At 63.0% G+C, this 21,401-nt stretch carries 13 protein-coding genes; 12 read left to right on the top strand and 1 reads right to left on the bottom strand.

All coding sequences use genetic code 11. The annotated features are described in order from the left end of the window. Positions 1 to 23: 23 nt before the first annotated feature. From acnA to U0034_RS26795, 10 genes are all read left to right on the top strand, one after another. Positions 24 to 2,744 carry an aconitate hydratase AcnA gene (acnA, locus tag U0034_RS26840; protein WP_085228890.1) on the top strand — a complete coding sequence of 907 codons (2,721 nt, stop codon included), beginning with the start codon at positions 24 to 26 and terminating at the stop codon, positions 2,742 to 2,744. Positions 2,745 to 3,143: 399 nt separating this feature from the next. Then, positions 3,144 to 4,493, top strand: a complete 1,350-nt coding sequence (locus U0034_RS26835) for a PLP-dependent aminotransferase family protein (protein ID WP_158243580.1) — start codon at positions 3,144 to 3,146, stop codon at positions 4,491 to 4,493. Then, complete coding sequence (locus tag U0034_RS26830) at positions 4,490 to 5,878, top strand: hypothetical protein (RefSeq protein ID WP_085228888.1); 1,389 nt, start codon at positions 4,490 to 4,492, stop codon at positions 5,876 to 5,878. The genes U0034_RS26835 and U0034_RS26830 overlap by 4 nt, the downstream gene beginning before the upstream one ends. Further along, positions 5,875 to 7,566 carry a carbamoyltransferase family protein gene (locus tag U0034_RS26825; protein ID WP_085228887.1) on the top strand — a complete coding sequence of 564 codons (1,692 nt, stop codon included), beginning with the start codon at positions 5,875 to 5,877 and terminating at the stop codon, positions 7,564 to 7,566. Before U0034_RS26830 ends, U0034_RS26825 begins: the two co-directional genes overlap by 4 nt. Next, positions 7,553 to 8,365 (top strand): class I SAM-dependent methyltransferase, encoded by an 813-nt coding sequence (locus tag U0034_RS26820; RefSeq protein ID WP_139831185.1) that lies wholly within the window; start codon positions 7,553 to 7,555, stop codon positions 8,363 to 8,365. Before U0034_RS26825 ends, U0034_RS26820 begins: the two co-directional genes overlap by 14 nt. After that, entirely contained in the window at positions 8,362 to 9,450 is a 1,089-nt protein-coding gene (locus tag U0034_RS26815) for a 1-aminocyclopropane-1-carboxylate deaminase/D-cysteine desulfhydrase (protein ID WP_085228885.1), read from the top strand. Before U0034_RS26820 ends, U0034_RS26815 begins: the two co-directional genes overlap by 4 nt. Before the next feature lie 28 nt (positions 9,451 to 9,478). Next, positions 9,479 to 10,759 (top strand): serine--tRNA ligase, encoded by a 1,281-nt coding sequence (gene serS, locus U0034_RS26810; protein WP_085228884.1) that lies wholly within the window; start codon positions 9,479 to 9,481, stop codon positions 10,757 to 10,759. A gap of 108 nt (positions 10,760 to 10,867) precedes the next feature. Further along, positions 10,868 to 12,670 carry an asparagine synthase (glutamine-hydrolyzing) gene (gene asnB, locus U0034_RS26805; protein WP_085228883.1) on the top strand — a complete coding sequence of 601 codons (1,803 nt, stop codon included), beginning with the start codon at positions 10,868 to 10,870 and terminating at the stop codon, positions 12,668 to 12,670. 54 nt (positions 12,671 to 12,724) lie between these two features. Next, complete coding sequence (locus U0034_RS26800) at positions 12,725 to 13,447, top strand: hypothetical protein (RefSeq protein ID WP_085228882.1); 723 nt, start codon at positions 12,725 to 12,727, stop codon at positions 13,445 to 13,447. A gap of 15 nt (positions 13,448 to 13,462) precedes the next feature. Next, positions 13,463 to 14,455, top strand: coding sequence for a radical SAM protein (locus tag U0034_RS26795; protein WP_158243581.1), 993 nt, complete (start codon positions 13,463 to 13,465; stop codon positions 14,453 to 14,455). A 27-nt stretch (positions 14,456 to 14,482) separates the two neighbouring features. Here U0034_RS26795 and U0034_RS26790 read toward each other — a convergent pair whose 3' ends face one another. Beyond that, a complete protein-coding gene (locus U0034_RS26790) occupies positions 14,483 to 15,355 on the bottom strand; it encodes an RHS repeat-associated core domain-containing protein (RefSeq protein WP_085228880.1) in 873 nt (290 codons plus the stop codon). A gap of 147 nt (positions 15,356 to 15,502) precedes the next feature. On the opposite strand from U0034_RS26790, the gene U0034_RS26785 reads away from it, so the two are divergent. Together U0034_RS26785 and U0034_RS26780 are read left to right on the top strand one after the other, a co-directional pair. Then, a complete protein-coding gene (locus tag U0034_RS26785) occupies positions 15,503 to 20,446 on the top strand; it encodes a hypothetical protein (RefSeq protein ID WP_139831184.1) in 4,944 nt (1,647 codons plus the stop codon). A gap of 21 nt (positions 20,447 to 20,467) precedes the next feature. Next, positions 20,468 to 21,316, top strand: coding sequence for an RHS repeat-associated core domain-containing protein (locus tag U0034_RS26780; RefSeq protein WP_233212081.1), 849 nt, complete (start codon positions 20,468 to 20,470; stop codon positions 21,314 to 21,316). Positions 21,317 to 21,401 lie beyond the last annotated feature (85 nt).

Genomic DNA, 21,401 nt, shown 5'->3' with positions numbered 1-21,401 from the left:
CTCGCTCCAACCTAGGAATAACCATGGCCCACAACCTCCACAACACGCTCAAGGAATTCGATAGTGGCAGCGGCAAAGGCAAGTTCTATTCGCTGCCCCAGCTCGGCCGCGCGCTGAACGTCAAAATCGACCGGCTGCCGGTGTCGATCCGCGTGGTGCTCGAATCGGTGCTGCGCAACTTCGACGGGAAGAAGGTTTCCGAGGAACACGTTGCTCAGCTCGCGAACTGGAAGCCGAATGCGACGCGCGTGGACGAGATCCCGTTCGTCGTGGCGCGTGTCGTGCTGCAGGACTTCACGGGCGTGCCGTTGCTCGCCGACATCGCCGCGATGCGGGGCGTAGCGCAGCGCACGGGCAAGAACCCCAAGGTCATCGAGCCGCTGGTGCCGGTCGACCTCGTGGTCGATCACTCCGTCCAGATCGACTACTTCCGCCGGAAGGACGCGCTCGATCTGAACATGAAGCTCGAGTTCCAGCGCAACAACGAGCGCTACCAGTTCATGAAGTGGGGCATGCAGGCCTTCGACACGTTCAAGGTCGTCCCGCCGGGCGTCGGCATCGTGCACCAGGTGAACCTCGAGTACCTCGCACGCGGCGTGCACAAGAAAACCGACGGTGCCGATACCGTCTACTATCCCGACACGCTCGTCGGCACCGACAGTCACACGACGATGATCAACGGCATCGGCGTGGTGGGCTGGGGCGTCGGCGGCATCGAAGCCGAGGCCGGCATGCTCGGCCAGCCCGTGTACTTCCTTACGCCCGACGTGGTCGGCGTCGAACTCAAGGGCAAACTGCGCGAAGGCGTGACCGCGACCGACCTCGTGCTGACGATCACGGAAATGCTGCGCAAGGAGAAGGTCGTCGGCAAATTCGTCGAGTTCTTCGGCGAAGGCACGGCCTCGCTCGCGCTGCCGGACCGGGCGACGATCGGCAACATGGCGCCCGAGTACGGCGCGACGATGGGCTTTTTCCCCGTCGACGAAAAGACGATCGACTACTTCAAGGGCACGGGCCGCACCGACGCGGAAATCGCCGCCTTCGAGAACTACTTCAAGGCGCAGGGTCTCTTCGGCATTCCGAAGGCTGGCCAGATCGACTACACGAAGGTGCTCACGCTCGACCTCGGCACGGTTGCTCCGTCGCTCGCCGGTCCGAAGCGCCCGCAGGACCGCATCGAGATCGGCAATGTGAAGTCGACGTTCGCCGACCTGTTTTCCAAGCCCGTCAACGAAAACGGCTTCGCGAAGAAGGCGGCCGATCTTGCCGCGGAGTACAAGACGTCGAACGGCGTCAAGGTCAAGAACGGCGACGTGCTGATCGCCGCGATCACGTCGTGCACGAACACGTCGAACCCGAGCGTGCTGCTGGCCGCCGGCCTGCTCGCGAAGAAGGCCGTCGACGCGGGCCTGACGGTCGCACCGCACATCAAGACGTCGCTCGCTCCCGGCTCGCGCATCGTGACCGAGTACCTGGAGAAGACGGGCCTGCTGCCCTACCTCTCTAAGCTCGGCTTCGAAGTGGCCGCCTACGGCTGCACGACGTGTATCGGTAACGCGGGCGATCTCACGCCGGAGCTCAACGAAGCGATCACGAAGAACGACATCGTGGCGGCGGCCGTGCTGTCGGGCAACCGCAACTTCGAGGCGCGCATTCACCCGAACATCCGCGCGAACTTCCTCGCTTCGCCGCCGCTCGTCGTCGCCTATGCGATCGCCGGCACGATTACGCGCGACCTGATGACGGAGCCGGTCGGCAAGGGCAAGGGCGGCCGGGACATCTATCTGGGCGACATCTGGCCGACGAGCGAGGAGGTGAACGCGCTGCTGAAGTTCGCGCTCGATGCCGACGCGTTCCGCAAGAACTACGGCCAGCTCACGAAAACGGGCGATCTCTGGAGCAAGATCGAAGGCGAGGAAGGCCAGGTCTACGACTGGCCGACGTCGACCTACATCGCCGAGCCGCCCTTCTTCGGCAACGACTTTTCGATGCAGCCGTCGGCCGGGCTGCCGACCATCAAGGGCGCTCGCGCGCTCGGGATCTTCGGCGACTCCGTGACGACCGACCACATCAGCCCGGCCGGCTCGATCAAGGAGGACTCGCCCGCCGGCAAGTGGCTGAAGGAGAACGGCGTGCTGAAGGCCGACTTCAACAGCTACGGCTCGCGCCGCGGCAATCACGACGTGATGATGCGCGGCACGTTCGCCAACGTGCGGATCAAGAACCTGATGATCCCGGCAAAGGCCGACGGCACGCGCGTGGAAGGCGGGCTCACGATTCACCAGCCGAGCGGCGAGCAGCTTTCGATCTATGACGCGGCGATGAAGTACATCGCCCAAGACACGCCGACGATGGTCTTCGCGGGCGAGGAGTACGGCACGGGTTCGTCGCGCGACTGGGCCGCCAAGGGCACGCAGTTGCTCGGCGTGAAGGCCGTCGTGGCGCGCAGCTTCGAGCGGATCCACCGCTCGAACCTGGTCGGCATGGGCGTGCTGCCGCTGCAGTTCAAGGGCGCCGACAGCATCCAGTCGCTCGGGATCACCGGCGACGAGACGTACGACGTCGAGGGCCTCGGCGACGACTTCAAGCCGCAGCAGGAAGTCACGCTCGTCATTCATCGCAAGGACGGGAAATCGCAACGCGTGCCGGTGCTGCTGCGCATCGATACGCCGATCGAGGTCGACTATTACAAACACGGCGGGATTCTGCCGTACGTGCTCCGTTCGCTGCTGGCAGCGGCGTAAGCGTCGATACGCTTTTTGCAGGTGCCGCACCCGTACGCGGGCGCGGCCGTTGATTCGCCCGGCTTTGCCGGGCTTTTTTTTGAACACGCGCGACGGGAGAGCGCGTCGAAGTCCCCTTCCAACCGTCTGAAAAATCGCCCACCCGGTAACCACGCTCTGACCACGGCCGCAATGTAGCGGCAGCTATCGGTCAGCCCTCCCGCTGTGTCCAGCTGTGTCCAGCTGTGTTCCGCTTTGTTCCGCTGTCCCCCGCCGGCCCTGCGATGGTCCGCGCGCGGGGTTCCGCGTCCGGGACAGCCTGCCAACGGGTTTCCGCTCTGCCGCCCGGCCAATCAGGCGGCAAACCGGAACAAGCAACAGACCGCTCGCTCAACGATGCCCTACTTATGGAGTGACGCCGTGAGCACGACGCTGTCCGCTTTACTGAACCGCCTGCAAGCGCACGAACACGCCGCCTCGCGTGCGTTCAACCTGACGCCGAGCGAAAACCGTCTCTCGCCGCTCGCCACGCTGCCTTTCGCGCTCGACGCCTACTCGCGCTATTTCCTGGACGACCTGCGCCTTTTCGGAGAATGGTGTTTTCCGGCCGGCCGGCACCTGGGCGCGATCGAGCACGAGCTTCTACATCCGCTGCTCAAGCGGTTCACCAAGAGCCGGTTCGTCAATGTCCGTCCGATCTCGGGCATCAACTGCATGACGATCGCATTCGCCGCCTGGACACAGCCCGGCGACAAGGCGCTCGTGCTGCCCTCGTCGGCCGGCGGGCATGCCAGCACACGCCATGTTGCGAAGCGGCTCGGCGTCGACTCCGTCGAACTGCCGTTTCGCGATGCCTTCGATATCGACGAGCCGGCGCTCCGAACGCTCCTTTCGCGGGAAAAAATCCGCCTCGTCTACATCGATCAATCCACCCAGCTTTTCCCGCTCGATCCGAAGCCCATTCGCGACATCGTCGATGCCGTTTCCCCCGATACGCTGATCCACTACGACAGCAGCCACATCAACGGGCTGATCTTCGGCGGCGCCGTATCGCACCCGCTCGAACGAGGCGCGCACAGCTTCGGCGGCTCCACTCACAAGACGCTGCCCGGCCCGCACAAAGGTTTTATCGCCACTGACTCGCAGCCGCTGGCAGATGCATTCGAGGCTGCCAGCGACCATTTCGTGAGTCAGCATAAAACGGCTGAAGTCGTCTCGCTGGCGCTCACATTGATGGAATTCCGCGATTGCGGCGGCGATGCCTATGCGCATCGAATCGTCGAGAACGCGCACGCATTCGCGAGCGAGCTGGCCGCTTGCGGCCTGCGCGTGGCATCGCGCGAAGCGACGTTTACCGCGTGCCATCAGGTCTGGGTGGCGGCCGAGCCGACCCTCTCGCCCGCCACGCAATCTTACCGTCTCGAGCAAGCCGGCATCTTCGCCAATATTTTCCGGAACCTGCCCACCGTGCCGACGCATGCGTTTCGGCTGTCGACAGCCGAATTCACTCGCATGGGCGGCGACGCTGCGCACGCGCGCCAACTCGCGCGCGCCTTCACACAGGCATTGCGTGGCGACGCCCGCGCAGCCGGCAGGATCGCCGCCTTGCGCGCGCGCCTCTCAACCGTCCGCTACTGTTACGACGAACGCGACGTCCTCGCGCTGACCGAATTCGTGAAGACCGGGGCGCGCACCCTGCCGGAGCTCGCTGCCAGCCAGACAAGGTGGCGTGCACCGGTTGATGCCTCCTCACACAGCAACGGCGTATGAGCGGCGTCCTTCAGTGCGCGCGCACAGCGGCGTTTCCGCCGTCCCATCTCGCCCATCGGCTCGCACGCCGGGGATCGGCGCTCGGCGCGCATTTGATGAGCGCCGCGCAGCAACCGCTCGGACATTATCTGAGGTCGCTCGTTGCTGTGGCACCGGCCCGCGCGAGCACGGCTCTGGACGTGCTGCTCGACGTCCTCGCGCGCCATCTGGAAGCGAAGGGCCGGCGCGACGCCGATCTTTGGTGCGACGCGCTGATGCAAACCCCGGTAATCCAGCAGGCGGATCACGCCAGCCTGCTGCTGGACCGCGAGACCATGCTCAACAACGTGCTGTTCGCGCTCGGCGCGCAAAGCGGCCACATCGCGCGGGCAATCACGATTCAGTGCTCGTCCGTCAGTTGCATCGCCCGGCGTCATCCCTATCAAGGGCCACCGTTCCTTCGCACGCGCAACAGCCTCTACAACGTTTTCGGACTGGCGCCGCGCCGCTATGCCAAAGCCGCGTTCTGCGAATTGCCGGGGCCGGTGACGATGGCGTTCTCGCCCTGCGGCGGAGCCTCGCCGCTGCGGGACGACGCGTTGCTCGGGCCGCTGCATGGGCTTGCGTCGCCGAGTGCGCTCGAAATCTTCGGCGCAGCCAATGCATCGCTGTGGGAAGCACTGGGCGGGCGCGCGCTGGTCGATATTCTCTTTCTCGACGATCGGTTCAGCTACGAGCTTGCCGCCGCCCACCTCGCGATGCCTGCGAGCGCCCTGCACCGGCTCGTTTTCGACCGACGCGTGAGATCGACCTTCCTGCGGATCCGCGAGGAGGCGATCGAACGCAACGCATGGGGCATGGCCGTCATGGCAAAGGAGCCGGCCTTCTTCTGGATCCGGCGTGCGTGCCGGTTCGAGCCGGCCCTCGTCGAGCGGCAAGACGGAATGCAGCTCTCGATTCGAGGCGTTTCGGGCGACGGTGCCCGCTATGCCGTCACGCCCGATTCGCTGCCGCAGCTCGTGGCGGAGCGTTGCCTGATCCCCACCAAGATGCTGATCTACTTCGCCCGCTGCCTGTTGCCGGGCATCCGCGCAATCGGCGGCACAAGCCAGCAGGACTACCTGCGCCACTACCAGGGGTTGCTGTTGGCAACGCACGCCGAAACGGGTTTGCTCGGCGGCGACGAACTCGCGAACGCGAGCAGAACCGACCTCAACGGATTCGGCGGCGCTGCGCTCGTCGAGCCCGACGCCTCCCTCGATCGCGTGATCGCCCACGCGGCAGGTCATGTCGATTGGGGCGGGACATTCGACCGGTTCATTCGCAAGCCACTGCGTCAAACGATCGGCGAACTCGAATGCGCCGCCTATCTGATCGCTCCATTCGCCCACGGGAGAACGCTTTGATCATTCTCGGCATCAACAGCTTCTTCGAGCATCCCGCCGTCGCCTTGGTCCAGGATGGCGAACTCGTCTTCGCCATCGAGGAAGAACGGCTCACGCGAATCAAGCATGGCAGGAAGTACACGCCGTACAAGCTCTATCTGCCGTTCGAGTCGATCGGAGCGGCGTTGCGCCACGCAAACGTCCGTTCGGCCGACATCGACGAACTCGCCTATTCCTACGACCCATGGCAACACATCGCGGCGGCCTGGGGGTGCTTCAGCGGCAAACGGCTTTCGTCGTTCCGCGAGGAGTTCGCCGCGTTCGTCAACGTGCTCAATATCAAAAGGGCGCTGCAAAGCGCTCACGAGATTCCACACCGGTATACGGACGTTTTGACACCGTTCGACTTCGGGCGCACGCGCTTCAGGCGCTGGGATCATCATCTGAGCCATGCCGCATCGGCATTTTTCTGCTCGGGATTCGACGAATCGCTGATCGTCGTCGCGGACGGCAGTGGCGAGCGCGCCTGTACCTCGGTCTATGTCGGCCGTGGCCGCCGCATCGAGCCCGTCGCATCGGTGGCGCTGCCACACTCGCTCGGGCTCTTCTACTCGTTCATCACCGCGCATCTGGGGTTCGAGCCGTTCGCAGACGAGTACAAGGTCATGGGTCTGGCCGCGTACGGCAACGATCGATATTCGCAGGATATCGGACGCATTCTCCACGGCGCACCGGCGGGCCGATATCGCATCGTCCTTTCGCGTTTGACCGAACTCGAAGCCACGCTTGGGCCAAAACGGCTCGCCGGAGAACCGATAGAGCAGCGGCACAAGGACATCGCGTGCTCGGCCCAGCGCGTGCTCGAAGACGTACTCCTCGAGCTCATCGCCTATCACCTCCATAAAAGCGGCCTGCGCCATCTTTGCACGGCAGGCGGGGTGTTTCTGAACTGCGTTGCCAACGGCCGCATTTCTCGCTTGCCGGCGCTCGATCGATATTTCGTCCAACCGGCCGCACATGACGCGGGAACCGCCATCGGCGCCGCGGCACTGAGCTCGGTCGCACGCGGCGGGCCCGCCCAGCTGCGCTATGCCTCGATGCTGCTGGGTACCGACTATGGCGATGACGAAATCGAACGCACGCTCGCCGAAGCCCGCGTGCGCTTCATGCGCGTGACGTCTGCCGCCGTACCGGCCACGCTCGCGCGCCTGCTTGCGAACGAGCGCGTCGTCGCGCTGTTCCGCGGGCGCATGGAGTTCGGGCCACGCTCGCTCGGCGGCCGCAGCCTGCTTGCCTCGCCGCGATCCGCGGTCACTCGGGAGCGGCTCAACGCCATCAAAGGCCGCGAACAGTTCCGGCCGCTCGCACCGCTCGTACGCGAGGAAGATTACGACCGCTTTTTCGAAGGGCCCGCCAATCGATACATGATGTTCGCCGTCAAGGCGCGGCCGGAAACCGCCCGCATCGCGCCGGCTGTCGTCCACGCGGACCATACGGCGCGTGCACAAATCGTACGGTGCGCGGACGACCCATTCCTGCACGAAACGTTGAGCTGCTTTTACGACGCTACCGGCGTGCCGATTCTCGTCAACACGTCGCTGAACGTGCGAGGCAAGCCAATCGACGAAAGCCCGACGGATGCACTCTGCTCTTTTCTCACTTCGGGCGCCGATGCGCTGATGATCGGGAGCTACCTTGTCGAACGATAACCACACGGCGCAGCGCTGGACCAGGACGAACATGGACAGCTGGAACCACCGCACCGCCGCGCATCTGGCGTCGTCGTTCTATGACGTGCCAGCCTTCCTGCGTGGAGGCGATACGCTCAAGCCTCTGGAAACCGATCTGTGCGGCGACGTGCGCGGCCGCGATCTCCTGCATCTGCAATGCCATTTCGGGCTCGACACGTTGTCGTGGGCTCGGCGCGGCGCACATGCGACCGGTGTCGACTTCTCGACATCGGCAATCGCCGCCGCACGGGCAATCGCCGCGCAAGTGTCGTTGCAGGCGCGATTCCACGTGGCCGACGTAATGGACCTTCCGCCCCGGCTGCATCGGGGTTTCGATCTCGTCGTGTCGACCTACGGCGTGCTGTGCTGGCTGCCCTCCCTGCGCGACTGGGCCCGTAACGTGGCGCGCTGCCTGCGCCCGGGCGGCAGGCTCGTTCTCGTCGAATTCCATCCGATCCTCGACGTCTTTTGCAACGGTTGCATCAGCGGGTCCTCCGACTACTTCGACGAAGCCCCGATCCTGAGCCGAACGCGCGGCAGCTACGCGGCGCGCGAGTGTCCCATCGAGCTGACCGATATCCGCTGGGCACACTCGCTGGCCTCCATCATCGATGCCATCTCCCACTCCGGCATGACCATCGCGCGGATTGCCGAGCACCCCTTTTGCACCTATCCGCTCGTGCCCTGGCTCGAGATGGAACGTGACGGCTACTGGTGGCCCGCCGAACGGACCGGGCGCCCGCCGTGTATGTTTTCGATCGTTGCGGAGGTGCCGTGAAGCATCCGTCTCACGTTCCGGCAACCGACCTCTGCACGTCGATGACGGCGCTCCTGCAGCGCTGTCGGGTGCCATACCCGCTCGCGCTTTTCAGCCGGCCAACGCCGCTCGAAGCGCGCGAAGACATCGGCGAGGCGCTCGGCATGCGCCTCTTGATGAAGCGCGAAGACAAAACCGACGATATCGGTTCGGGGCACAAGTTGCGCAAGCTCTCGTACGCAGCGGCCCACGCCGTTGCCCAACGCGGCACCGTGCTCGTGACTGCCGGGAGCCTGCCGTCAAATCAGTGCAAAGCGGTCGCGGCGCTCGCACCACGCATCGGCATGCGCGCGCACGTCGTGTACGGCGGAGATCGCCAGCGGCAGCCCGCGGCCGCTCATGGCAACTACCTGCTGACGACGCTGTGCGAACCGACGCTCACGTGGCGGGAATCCTATCCCTGGCTCGCGATGCCAGCCGTGCTCGACGACGTCGCCGCGCGCGAGCGCTCGGCCGGCGAGCAGCCGTACATCGTCGAGCCGGGCGTCTCGGCCTGGCCCGGGCTGCTCGGCAGCGTCGAGCTCGGTTTCGAAATCGCGCAGCAGCTTGCCCCGCTTCTCGTCGGCGAATGCGACATCGTGGCCGTAGCCGGCTCGGGCGGCACGTGCACCGGGCTGGCCATTGCCGCAACGCTGATGAAGCAGCCGTGGGCCATCACCGGCATCTGCATCGGCGAGCCGGCTGCCGCATTGGAGCGCCGCAGCCGCGCACTCGCCGAAGACTTCCGCATACGCACCGGCCTTCATGCCGATATCGACGACATTCTTGCGTTTTCCGACGTGCTGCTCGGCGCAGGCTACGACGCCGCCAGCGAACGCGAGTTCGCCTCGGTTGCCACCGCGGTCCGGCGCTACGGCTTGCTGCTCGACTCCAATTACATGGTCAAGGCCTACCTGGGCCTGTTCGCACTGCGCCGCGCGGGGCAGCTCGAGAAACGCACCGCGCTGCTGATTCATTCGGGCGGGCAGGCCGGCATTTTCGACGCCGCCGAGCGGTGGCAAGCCTGGCACGGGCACCGGTACCGCGATTTTCTTTGTTCGCAGTAGACACTTTTATCCACCTCAACTCATCGCCATGCTAGATCTAAGGCTGATCAGGCGCGAGCCTGAACGTGTGCGCACCGCACTATTGAAACGACTGGATTCGGTCGACCTCGACGCCATTCTCGAACTCGATCGGGAATGCCGGCAGATGACGATCCAGGAAGAGCAACTGCGCGCACTGCGCAACGGGTTGTCCGAGCAATACGCAATCGCGCGATCGCAAAACGCCACGGACGCGGCCCTGCGGGCGCGCATCGACGGTGTCAACCGCGAACTCGACGCCTTGAAGCCGTTGCTGGCGGACAAACAGCACGCCCTTCAAGCGCTGCTGCTGGAGCTGCCGAACCTCCCCGCCGACGACGTGCCCGCGGGCGGCAAGGAACAGAACACCGTCGTGTCCGGGCATGGCGTGAAGCCCGCGCTTTTCGACGGCGCCCTCGACCACGTCACGCTGAGCAAGCGGCTCGGGCTCGTCGACTACGAACGCGGAACCAAGCTCGGTGGAAGCGGATTCTGGGCGTACGTCGGCCAGGGCGCCGCACTCGAATGGGCGCTGCTGAATTATTTTTGCCAGCTTCATTATTCGCGCGGATATCGATTCGTACTGCCGCCTCATCTTCTGACGATGGAAAACGGTGTTGCGGCCGGGCAGTTCCCCAAGTTCCACGACGATGTCTTTCACGTCGGCGGTACCCCCGGCGAACGGCCCCACTTCCTGCTTCCCACCGCCGAGACCGCATTGCTCAACCTCTACCGGGACGAGTCGATCGAGCACGAGCAACTGCCGCTGAAGCTCTTCGCCTATACCCCCTGTTATAGGCGCGAAGCCGGCTCGGCGCGCGCCGAAGAGCGCGGCACCATTCGCGGGCATCAGTTCAACAAGGTCGAAATGTTCCATTTCGTCGCGCCCGATCAATGGCACACATCCCTCATGGAATTGCTCGAAACGGCTCAATTCATCCTTGCCGAATTGGGGCTCCACTTCCGCACGACACTGCTGGCCGCTCGCGATACGAGCGCCTCGATGGCCAAGACTTACGACGTCGAGGTCTGGCTGCCAAGTATCGGCGCCTATAAAGAAGTGTCGTCAGTATCGTGGGCCGGCGATTATCAGGCTCGACGCGCAAATATCCGCTGCAAACCTTCGCGCGGCGGGCCCTCCGCCCTCGTCCATACCTTGAACGGATCGGGGCTGGCAACGAGCCGCCTGGTGCCTGCGCTGCTGGAGCAACATCAGCGCCCCGACGGCTCCGTTACCGTTCCCGAACCACTGCGCGACTGGTTGCGCTGCGACACGCTGCGCGCGCCATAACCCGCGCGGGGCAGCTCTGCGCCTCGGCGCCGGCGTACCGCCAAATCCGCTGGCGCGCACCGAAGCCCAGCCGAAAAACCATGCATCGACATTGGAGGAGATGCGGCCATGTGCGGTATAGCCGGTGCAGTTTGTTTCGATGGCCTGCCTTCCCGGGCGCATCGTATCGTTGGCGAGATGACTTCCGCGGTTTCCCGGCGAGGGCCGGACGGTGAAGGCGCCTATCGCGACCGGTATGTCGCGCTCGGTCATCGGCGGCTTGCCATCGTCGACGTGGCAGGCGGCAGACAGCCGTTTTGCAATGAGGATTGCACCGTCGCCGTTGTCTTCAACGGCGAAATCTATAACCACCGCGCGCTACGCACGGCGCTGCTCAAGCTTGGCCACCGGCTCTCGAGCAATTGCGACGGCGAGGTCATCGCTCACCTCTACGAAGAGCACGGCGATGCGTTCCTGAAGCACATTGCGGGTATGTTCGCGCTTGCGCTCTATGACCGGCGCCGCGGACGGCTGATTCTGGCGCGCGACAGAACGGGCGAAAAGCCGCTTTACTATGCGCGCATGGGCGCGGTGCTGTATTTCGCATCGACTACCAAGGCGCTCCTGCATGCGTGCCGATCTTCTCTTTCGCTCTGTCGGCAAGGCTTGCTCGGCTACTTCGCCCACACGCAGCCGATCGCGCCCGCCACCATCTTCGAGCAGTTCAGCAAGCTGCCCGCCGGGCACTTTCTGGCGATTGGCCCAGGCAATGCGAGCGAGATCAGACCATATTGGTTGCTCAGTTATTGCCGCAAAGCCCATATGTCGCCCGGCGAAGCGCGAGAGGCCCTCGATTGCGTTCTTCGTGAAGCGGTATCCAGCTGCCTCGATAGCGATTATCCGCTCGCACTGACGCTTTCGGGAGGCATCGACTCGTCGCTCGTGCTCAGTTATGCCGTCGACACGCCGGAAAAAGCGCCGCCGTCGTGCCACACGCTCGGCGCGCACGAAGAAGACGAGGAATTCGCCCGCGCGGACGCCGTCGCCCGCCAATTCGGGCTCGCCGCACAACGCTTTTGCATCATCGGCACTTCTTATCCCGACATGGTGGAGGCCCTGCGTGCCTTCGACGAGCCGCTGAACGTCTACGACGGCGTGTATCTGCTGCAGCACAGCCGATACATTGCCCGTACCCACCGCGTAGCGCTCACGGGCAACGGCGCCGACGAGTTGTTCGGCGGATACGACAGCTATCTGGCATGGGGCGCACCACCGCATGCAAGCGATTCACCGGCACCGGACCCTCGCCGCTCGATCGAACTGATGCTCGCGTCCGCGATCGAAGGCGACGCCGCGCAGCTTTACGGTGCCGCCATGAGCCGCTTCGCCCGCGAATACGACGTGGCCGCGCACATGTCATGCATGCACGCCGTAGCCGAATACGACACCGCCGTGGACGCACGCCTGTGCTACGACCTCTTCCTCGGCATGAGCCATTGTGCCTCGCTCGGCGACACGGTCGGCATGTCGTTCGGCCTCGAATATCGCTCGCCGTTTCTCCATCCGTCCGTCGTGGAATTTGCCGCGGCGCTGCCCGGATACGCCAAACTCTGTTCGCTCAGCCGCGCGACAAAGGTGGTTCTGAGAGCAGTCGCGCAACGCCGCATCCCGGGCATATCCGCTCATGCACCCAAGCTCGGCTGCGGGCAGCACATCGATCGTTACGCGCTGATGCGCGCGGCGTGGCGGCCCGATATCGAATCGGCCCTGCGCCGCCATCGCCCGCTTCTCGCATCGTATGTCGAGCCCGCCAAGGCGCAAATGTTGTGGTCGTCCTTTTGCGACGGTCGAACCGGCGTCGAAGCCGACCGACGGGTTCTCAAGCTCGTCATGTTCGTTGCGTGGCTCGACGCGCATTCGCATCTCTTTTGATGCAGGCACCACCGCTCGCCCTTTCCCCACGCCTCCCCACTCGAAGAGCACGCCATGAAAGATCCGATGATCGCACGCGGTTGCGGCAGCGAACTGGCCTCGTTCCTCATGCATCTGTTTTCGCTCGACGCGGCCGATCGCCCGAAGCACGCGGCACGGTTTCGCGCCCATTTCATCGAGGCCGTGCGCGCCTGCGCCCGCGATCCGCATCTCGTCTCGGAGCGCCACAGATGGGCAAGTCAATCGTACTGTCACGCCAATGGCTTCGTGAAGCTCGTCGCCTATGCGAGTCCGTGCAGCCGCTTCCGGCTACGCGTGCATGTCTGGCCGCCCGGGTGCGAACGTCAACGTCTCAATGTTCATAATCACCGCTACGCTTTCGTGTCGCTCGTCGTCCGCGGGCAAATCGACGATTACCTTTGGAGGCCCAGCGCGAACGGATTGCTTTTCAAGCGCTTCGTCTATAGGCCCCGGAATGACGACGGTTATTACGCTCATGAGCACACCGGCAACGCGGCGCTGGAGATCGCGGATGTTCGCCGTCACACCGCCGGCACGCTCTATTCGCTCGGGCCCGGCGACTTCCACTATACGGCCCCGGTATCCGGCACCTCGCCAGTAACCTTTTTTGCCGAAGACCGGCGCGCGCTGCAGCAGGACGCGCTCACCTACTCGCGCCATCATCGCCCCGACGACAACCGCGTCTACACCCCGGCATTGTCGCCCGATCGGTATTCCGCGCTGCTGAGCGACTACGTGCTCGATTACATCGCCTGACGAGGAGCCATGCACATGAACCGCGAAGCACGTCCGACGCACCTGCTGCTGTGGCTCAACAATCGCTGCAACGCGCGCTGTCCGATGTGCGAGATATGGCGGGAGAAAAGACGCACGTTCATTCCCGCAAGCGAAATCGAATCGATGGCGGCCGATTGGGTCGCCATGGGTATCCGGGAAGTCGAGCTTTGCGGAGAGCCGACGCTTCATCCGGAATTGGCCGAAATTTGCCGCATTCTCGATATTTACCGGATCCGAATGCGATTCCTCAGCAATGGTCTTCTCTTGAAGAAGTACGCCGCCCTCGTCGCGCGCTACGGCACGAGCCTGACCGTCAGCCTCGACGGTCCGCCCGCGATCCACAACACCGTGCGCAACGTGCCGTCCGCTTACGAACGCCTCGAGGAGGGCCTCGCCGCACTGAGGCGCGTCGCACCGGGTATCACGGTGCACGGCCGCTGTGTCGTGCACCGGCTCAACTATCCGCTACTGCGGGAAACTGTCGACACGGCCCGCCGTCTCGCGCTCGCCGATATCAGCTTTCTCGGGCTCGACATCGGCAGCCCCGCCTTCGGGCGCGAAAGCGCAGACGCGCTCAACCCGCCAGCAGTCGGCGCACTCGTCGTTCCGCGCGATGCCGTGCCCGCGCTGCGCCAAGCGGTCGAGCAATTGATCGAGAGCGAAAGTGCCGAGTTGGGGCAGTTCGTTCGGGAAACGGCGGACGTCCTGCGAAGCGTGCTGGTCGGCCATGTCGAGACATACTGGGACCCGGGGAGTCAGGCCGCCCGCATCGTCGAATGCGACGCTCCGTGGACATCGGCCGTGATCGAACCCGATGGAGCGGTGCGGCCGTGCTGGTTCCTTCCTGCTTATGGAAACCTGCGCGACTACGACAGCCTTGGGGCGTTGCTCGAATCGCCAGAAGCGACGCGCTATCGCGATGGTATCGACGTCGCGTCGAACCCGATGTGCCGAGCCTGCGTGTGCCCTCGCGCGCTCGGCTCGTAGCCGGCCGGCTGACTCGAGCACGGCATTCTACAGTCGAAACTCCAGGAACTCCGGATGCTCGAGGAAGTTGCTGAGGCGCAGGTACTCGGTGGAGTGGGCCAAAACGGCGGCATGAAGTTCCTCAGGTGCGCGGCCCCGTCTGATCGCGTTCTCCGCCGTTTCCAGATAGGTATGCGCGATATCGAGATTGCTTCGACCACCGTGGAGACTTCTCGCATCGGCGCGAGCGATCGCACGCATTTTCATTTCTCTCGTCTTCGGGCTCAGGTCATGAAGACCGCCGCTTTCCAATTCATCATACGCCGCCCGAAGCATCCGTCTGTCCGCGATGTCGATCTCCGTTCTTTCGAAATACTGCTGTGCTCTGGCGAAGTGGAATTCGAGGTCATCCGCAAAATGCACTGCCGCTTTCCTGACTGGATGGTCTCGAGGAGTCGATGGAGGTCGGGCAACAGGTTCGATACTCGTGTCGTGAACTTCGCTTCCCGGAACGGCCGACGGACGCTCTGCCGTCTCATGCGGCGCATCCACTCCTCCATCCGCGCTCTGATGCCGCCGAAAGAGCGAGCCCCGATCCCCCGAAACGAGTCGGGCATAAATCGTCTTGCCCAGCAGAGCCGCGCCGCCCATCCCCAACACTGATCCGGCGAACGCCAAAACCACCACATTGCTGGTCGCAATGTTCATGAAATGCCCGGTGGGATCCGTGTAATTTATGGGGTCTCCGGAGCAATACGCATACGGATTGATTCCACCGAATCCGAACGGGCTGTCCTCATCTTGCGCATTGAACCGGTGCACGGTACCCATGTGCCGCCTATAGCCATTGCCGAGCGGGTAGGAGAGCGAGACGGGATCACGATAGGCGCCCGTAAAGCCCAGCGAGGTGATGGCATTCATGACAAATTCTCGGCGAGCAAGCAACGATTAGAGGCGTTCGTTACCCGACTATAGACCTCGTGATGGCAGGCAGCACCCATTACTTCTGATAGCGCGGAAGGGGGAGGATTTGAGTTAGGTTTGATCGACTGTTTGGAGGAAACGACCATGAGTCTTTCTACCGCGCTTTCCGGCGACACGCATGTACGGGCCAAGGCGGACGGCACCGCCACGCACCAGGCGACGCTTGCGGTGACGCTGATGTCTGGAGAAGGTTCGCCCCAGGCCCGATTCACTCTGCCTCAATCAGGCGCGGCGCAGTTCCAGGAGCGCGCCGGCCAGAGCGTTTCTCCGGACGGCAAGACGCTGATCGCCAACATAGCCGTGGCGCACCCGGTAACGGTGTACTTTACCGATAGCAACACCGACGGCGAGATGATCACCCTGCAGGCCAGCACCACCACGGATGGCGTGACCTACGCGCCTTCGACGCCTCCGAAGCTCGATTTCCAGTTCACGTCGACGAACAGTTCGCTACTCATCGGGGGAACCGTCGAGCTCTTTCTGTCCGGTGGACGATACGCAACCACCTATTGGTGCCCCGGCAATTCCGAGCTCGTCGGAGCTTGTGTGACGCTCGACGGCAACGTCGACCCCGGATCGCCTCGGACACAGTTCACGATGAAGGTCGTATCCGAGAACGAAGTGACGTTCTCATTCCAGGGCACCTCGGTGTACAAGTACCAGCCCGATTTCGGCCTGGAGCCGGAGAGCTACTGGGTGCTCGCACTCGGCGATCGCGCACCGACTGTCTTCGTCGTGAAGAACTATGATCCCGCAGCGGGCACTTTCCAGCTGTGGGACCCCGACACCAATTTCGCATGCGCCGGCATGGCCCTGAGCGATGGCACCGCCGTCGTGGCACTCGTGCCGGACAGCGCCGGCGACACGTATTCGATTACCTACGAAACGACATCGTCCGGGCCTACGCCCGGCTCGGCCTATACACTGCTGCTCGAAGGCGATGACAAGCGCATGCCACAGGCCAATGGCACGACGCCGCATACAGCCGTGGCTACCGTCGAGCAGAATGGGGCCGCTGTCTCCAAATTTGCAACGCCCGTCACGTTCAACCTGCCGGACAGCCAAGGGGCCCTGTTCGTCGAGCAGACAGGGCAGAGCACCAGCGCGGACCGCAAGAAGCTGAGCGCGCCGGTCGATCCGGTCACGGGCACGGCAACCGCGGTATTCGTGGATACGAACGGCAAGGGCGAATCAGTGGCACTGCGGGCCGAACTCGACATGGAGCCGCTGTATGTCTTGTCCACACCCGAGTCACTGCCATTTGGCTTCGCGCCGAACCTGAATGCCTACCTGAATCTGAAACCGCAAGCGACGAGCGTACTGCATCGGGCCAAGGCAACCGTGACCGCCGGAAACATCAGCCTGTTGCCCACCGATAAGCAGGTGGTGACGTTTACCCTGCCGGCGGACAACGGCGTGATCTTCGTTGCGGGCAACGATCAGTCATTGGACGCCGGCGCTAAAACCTTGACTGCCCCGCTGACAGGCACCGCCGCCGCCGCGGAGATGCTCGACCTGGGCGTTGGGACCCTGTTCGCCGTGCAGGCGGCTATCGACAACGACTCGATCTACGTGCCGGCCAGCCCGCCTTATCTGGTCTTCGCCATCGACGCCAAGCTGAAGCTGGCGGGCGACAACATCACCAAGATCGTGGCGGCGGACGGCGTCACGCAGCATATGGCGCAAGCAACCGTGCTGGGCAAGCTCGGCACGAGGCCCGGAAACGTGCCGTTCGATGTGACATTCAAGCTGCCGTCAAGCAAGAAGGCCACGTTCGTACCGCAGGACGGCCAAACGCTCAAGGACGGCGGCACGACCCTTGTCGCGCCGCTTGACTCCGGCACCAAGGCTGCCTACGCCTATTTCGTCGATACCAACGCGGCGGGCGAGACCGTAGCGCTGACGGCGGAGATCATCGACAACGGCTTCAATCTCTTGTCCGATCCGCCTTCGCTCGATTTCCCCTTTACCGCATTGACGTTGTCGCTGCAGCCCGCGTCGGATGACAATTCGGTGGTGCCCGCCGATGGCATCAGCCCCCATCGAGCAACGGCTTCGCTCCCGCAAAATGCCACGGACGTCGGCACGGACCGCTCCGTGAAATTCACCCTGCCTTCGGGCAAACATGCCACGTTCCAACCGCAGGCCGGCCAGAGCGTGTCCACCGACGGACTGACGTTGAGCGCGCCGCTGGATGACCAGACGCACGAGGCGCAGGCGTGGTTTGTCGACACGCAAATCGCGGGCGGAGAAAGCGTCGAACTCTCCGCCAGGATCGATGCCCTCGGACTGAGTTCGACACCCGCCTCGTTGTCCTTCGCATTCCAAGGACTGACGCTGTCGCTGCCGGACGATAACCTGGGGTATGTGCCCGCCGACAACGCGTCGGCTCATATGGCAACCGTGACGTTGTCGGGCCCGGGAACGAGTCAGAACAACTATCCATGGAGCGTCGTATTCACGCTCGCGAGCCAATCGGCCAAGTTTCAGGCGCAGCCAGGACAGACGCTCAACACGAACGGAACGCTCACCGCGCCGCTGATCGACAACACCGCACAAGCGCTGTTTGTGGACAACGACTATCGGCGGGGCGAGACGGTGACGCTCAGCGCCGAGATCCAGAACGATTTAATCGATTTGCCGTCCACACCCGCGTCGCGACGCTATCAGTTTGGCGCCCTGGAGCTCGATCTGACGAGCCCGGATGCGGGCGACGGCCGCGAAGCCGACGGCAAGGCCACCCATACGGCCACGGTGACGCTCATGATGCACTCCGACAGCGGCCTCGTGCCCTACGCATCAAGCAGCAACGTCACCTACTCGGTGCACTTCGAATTGCCCTCGAATCAAACCGCCACCTTCAAGCCGCAAACGGGCGCCACGCTCAGCGACAACGGTCATGCCCTCGACGTGCCCCTAAGCGGCAACTCCGCGACGGCCAGCTTCGTGGATACGACCGAAGAATCGGTCGGCCTGACGGCCACGCTCGTCAGCAGCAAGGCAGGCATCAATCTGCCGTCGACGCCCCCATCCATGGATTTCGTGTTTGGCACCTATACCGGGGCGCTCGGCACCTATGACCATCCCAAACACTTTTCCGACAACCTGACGGTCGACACAGGCGACGTCTTTCAGTTGAAAGACGAATATACGGGAGAAGGCTATATCGTCGGCGCGTTCTATATCGCGCTCAAAGCCCAGGCCGACTCGAGCGTAAACCCGCCGCCGCCGTTCGGGAGCACCGATCCGAACGGCTTTTGGAAGCACGCCTGGCAAAGCTGCATCCACCCCGGTTTATATCCGGAGGACAACACCGGCACGGAACGTCCGGTCGTCCTGATTTACGGCAACGGCCGGCATGGCGCCGGCATCAGCGTGTACTTCGCACCGGCCGACAGCAGCCTCCAACAGTTGATTCCGACCAGCGCATCATTGCCTTCCTATGCGTTGTTTGCATCGTATATGGACAAGGTGCTTTCAAAATTGAATCCCACGCTGGTGAACTTCAATAACACGGCCTTGACGGGGGGGTGGAGTTCGAGCCCGACGCCACCCGCTTACACCACCCCTATCACGGCACCACAAGAGGAAATCGGCAATGGGTCGTCCAGCAACACGGTCACTGTCGGCCCGTATCACGTCAACGTCTACCTTACGTGCAGCCAGACGAACGGCGCGCAGGCCACGATTGGGGCGCGACTGGGTTTGCCAGACGGCTCCGTGGCGCAGTTCGGAACGGTCTACACCAACTCGACGCCCGCCCCGGTGCAGGCCACAGCGTACCCGTCCACTACCTACACAGTGCTCAACAGCCTGGTGATCCAATCCAAAACGGCCCTGCGCAGCGGTGCATCCGGCGATGCCAGGAACGACATGTACTGCCTCGACAATGCGGATACCAACATACTGGCGCCCGAGTTCTACTGGAGGCAGGACAACTACATCATAAGCATCGACAACGCCAAGCTGGTGAACAACGGGATAAACAGTTATGGCCATGCCAAGCATATCGCCGACTGGACGTGGGGCAAGGACACCTTCAAGGATGGATCGGTGCCGTCCAACCCGTTTTACTATCGGAGCGCCTACAACTATTACTGCACAGATGCGTACATAGTTTCGTCTTCGGCGCGTTCGATGTCGGTCAACGTATGGGACAACTATCAAACGTCTCTGGATGATTTGGGCGGACAAAACAACGCATTGACCCTCGTACTCGTCACCTACATCAACATTACTGCCCCGTTCATGCAGCAGGGCAGGACCTACGATCCATTCTCAGACGGGGATTTGAGCGGAACGACATTCCACGACCAGTATGGGAATGAGGGGCATTTTTACTTTAATTTCAACTTCCCTTCGACATACTATCCGCCCGGCTATGATCCCGACGCACCGGATTATGGAATCTCGCCTGACAGTAATAGCATCAAGCCGATCAGCCTCGGCGACAACCTGCTGTCAGCCTTTACGGACATCGTTCAGGACAGCGCCGCGAGCGGACCCGGTATACCGCAACAAGACTATGCATATTGGTACATGCCATATGTGCAGAAATGGGTTGTGGCGACACGCTTCCCGCTCTTTTATTACGGGTCCGCGACTCTCGCCGCGCAAGGGCTGACGGGGTGGGCCTTCGGCCCGTCGCTTGGGGTTCAGCCGGCAAGAGTCGTTCCCAACGGGGCACTCGGCCTGTATACCGGTAAGCTCGAGCAGCAACCCGCATGGTCCGATCCCGGTACGTGGGTGCTCGGAATATCCCAAACCGAGGGAGGCGGGCCACGCGCCGATGTCACGAATACGACGGTAATCGTGGATCAACATGCTGGCACTTACACCTACTTGAGGCCGCTCTGGACGCAAAATTCGTTTCGCCTCTGGCATCAGGGGGCATACGCGAATGACAATCTATACATATACAGCAACGACCCGAACGATTCGACGTTATGGTATGCACTCCAAGCCCCACCAAAGAAAGGCGCCCAGGAGTTTACGATCAAATTTGTGCAGACCACGAATGGGTCGTGATTCGCGACATGGATGCCTGCGATGATAAGCGAATCGCTTTGGCCAGCCTTCACCGGCATGTGTCAAGATCCCGTTTCACGCGGCTACCCGCTCGGGAATGGCTACCGATGGTATCTGCCTGCGCTCAGGCGCTTCAATGCGCAGGACAGCCTCAGCCCGTTCGGGCCCGCGGGCATTCACCCTTACGTCTATTGCTCCAACGACCCGATCACCCGCCGAGACCCAACGGGCCATATGGACATCGATCCCGAAGTCTGGGAAGTGTTGGGAAAATTGGACCGTGATCTCGCGGAGGAAGACGCCCCCATCGCGGCGAGAAACGTGAAGCAAAACGCCGGAGGGGTTGACGAGCAACGGTTGATCGCTTCGTCCTCGCGACAAGACGAGTCATCACGCGCAGTCGTGCCAGCAGGAAATGTTGCCAGCGAACATCGTTTGCGTCTGATCAGAGAGGCAACGGTTGAGTACAGGGCGGGTTTGCTCAAATACCAGCGGGCCATCGAGAGTGCCGTGCGCCAAGCCCGGTTGGCCATGGAGGTGATGACTGAGCGGATCAGTGATTTGTTATATCACTTCGATGATCCGCTCCTGGGTGAGCTTCCTCCCACCCAGGATGAATTGGTAAGCGATTTCAGCGAAACGCGCGAAATCATCAATCGAATTTATGGCCCGATCGCGGCCGGACAACATGCGCTCGAACCTATCGAGGGCCTCGGGCTGGGGGAACTCCGATGGAATGGAATAACCCAGTTGAAGGCGCAGATCGAGGACGCGTGGACGGTTTTACCGCCGCTGAAAAGTCAGTTCGAGACGCTCGTTGACACGGCAGATGCCTTCCTGATCAGGCGGGCGCGCCCAATCGGCCAATAGGCGCCGAGGCGCCGCGCCTGAGCCGTTCGTGCGCTCGCTGGCCGGCGCTATCTCCTGCCGCCACGTCCCGCAAGCTTCCGAAAAG

This window comes from Trinickia caryophylli, assembly GCF_034424545.1.
GTDB lineage: Bacteria > Pseudomonadota > Gammaproteobacteria > Burkholderiales > Burkholderiaceae > Trinickia > Trinickia caryophylli.
This window is presented reverse-complemented; position numbering and strand designations above follow the sequence as displayed.